The sequence below is a fragment of the Streptomyces sp. NPDC096311 genome (assembly GCF_044763085.1).
Taxonomy (GTDB): domain Bacteria; phylum Actinomycetota; class Actinomycetes; order Streptomycetales; family Streptomycetaceae; genus Streptomyces.
This window is the reverse complement of the sequence record NZ_JBIWFN010000067.1, coordinates 1-1,619: the sequence shown is the minus strand read 5'-3', so window position 1 is coordinate 1,619 and position 1,619 is coordinate 1. Positions and strand designations below refer to the sequence as shown.

Annotated in this window: 1 protein-coding gene; it reads right to left on the bottom strand. The window is 66.8% G+C overall.

The features are described 5' to 3' along the window. Complete coding sequence (locus ACIRA5_RS53610; protein ID WP_403706007.1) at positions 1–975, bottom strand: ScbA/BarX family gamma-butyrolactone biosynthesis protein; 975 nt, start codon at positions 973–975, stop codon at positions 1–3. Between the last annotated feature and the right edge of the window lie 644 nt (positions 976–1,619).

The following is a 1,619-nucleotide window of genomic DNA, read 5'->3' as shown; positions in this document are numbered from 1 at the left end:
TCAGGTGGTGTCGGTGGGGGTGTGGGTGGTGAGTTGTGCGGTGAAGACGGTGGTGTTGTTTTGGTGTGCGGTGATGTGGGTGGTGGGGGGTTGGTTGTTGTCATTGTTGCTGTTGTTCGTGTGTGCGGTGATGTAGGTGGGGGTGTGGTGTTCGGTGTAGTGGTGGAAGGTGGCGTGGAGGGTGGTGGGGTGGGTGGGGTGGGTTGTGGGGGTGGGGTGGGTGTGGGCGGTGGTGGCTTGGTGGGCGGCTTCGAGGAGGACCATGCCGGGGATGTGGTCGGTGGTGTGGTCGAAGAGGATGGGGTGGTGGGGGTTGGGGGTGAGTTGCCAGGTGTGGGGGTGGGGGGTGGGGGTGAGGACGATGTCGTGGGGGAGGGTGCGTCCGTAGTGGGTGGGTGGGGGGTTGGTGGGTTGGTGTTGGGTGCTGGTGCTGGTGCTGGTGCTGGTGCTGGTGCTGGTGCCGGTGGTGGTGTTTGTGGTGGTGGGGGTGGTGGTGTGGGGGTGGCGGAGGCGTTGGTAGGTGGTGGGGGTGAGGCAGGTGAAGCGGCCGGTGCCGGTGGCGGTGGGGTGGCCGTTGCGGGTGATGGTGATGTGCATGGTGAAGTCGGTGGGGCGTTTGGTGTGGGGGTGGTGGGGGGTGTAGGTGGCGGTGAGGGTGAGGTCGGTGGGGGTGGGGCCGATGGTGAGGTGTTGGGGGTGGGTGGTGAGGTGGAGGTTGCGCATGAGGAAGTGGTGGCCGAGGGGGATGCCGAGTTCGGCGTGGGCGAGGTAGAGGCCGGTTTGGCGGATGGTTTCTGCGGCTTGGAGGGGGTGGTGGGTGCCGTCGGGGGTGGTGAAGAAGGTGTGGGCGCGGGGCCATTGGGCGGTGAGGGTGTAGTGGGTGGTGCCGGTTTGTTCGCAGCCGGTGAGGAAGACCTCGGCGAGGGTGGAGCGGTGGACGTATTCGCGGGGGACGGTGGTGGTGAGGCGGGGCATGTGGGCGGGGTCGACGGGTGTTTTTGCGTTCGTGGCGGTGCCGGTTTGTGATTCTGTGCTGGTCCGGGTGGCGGGGTCTGGTCCTGCTGCTGGGTGGGGGCTTGTTGCCGTTCCCGTTCCCGTTCCCGTTGCTGTTCCTGTTGCTGTTCCCGTTGGCGTGGTGGCGGGGTTGGGGTGGTTGTCCTGGTGGACGGTGAGCAGGGTCATGTGGGTCTCCGTGGTGCTGTGGGAGGTGCCGGGATGGACCGTGCAGGGTCATAAGATACGAACCTACCGGTTTTCTTTTCAAGGGCGGGCGGGGAATTTCGCGGGGGCGGGCCGGGGGGTCGGGCGGGGAGTCGGGTGGGGGCGTGCGGGGTGCATATTCACCGGCTCGCTGGGGGTGTGTGGTGGGGATCTTCGCTGGGTAAGCGGGGGTTTTGATTCCGTTCTGCGGGTGTCTTCCGGGGGTTGGGGGTGGTGTGCGAGGCTCGGGGTCGGGTGGTTGTGGGGGTGTGCTGGGGGCTCTTGTGTGGGTCTCGGGCGAGGCTATAGTGAAACCGGCCGAGCGGTTTTGTTTTGCGAGTGGTTCTCTGGCGGGTGTCGGTGGTGCCGGGGGACGGTTTCCGGGATGCGGATGACCCGGGCCGGCACCCGGACGCACA

What these genes read in the sequence shown, in the direction of transcription:
- ACIRA5_RS53610 (WP_403706007.1), bottom strand. Translation starts at nt 975, where the DNA reads ATGCCCCGCCTCACCACCACCGTCCCCCGCGAATACGTCCACCGCTCC.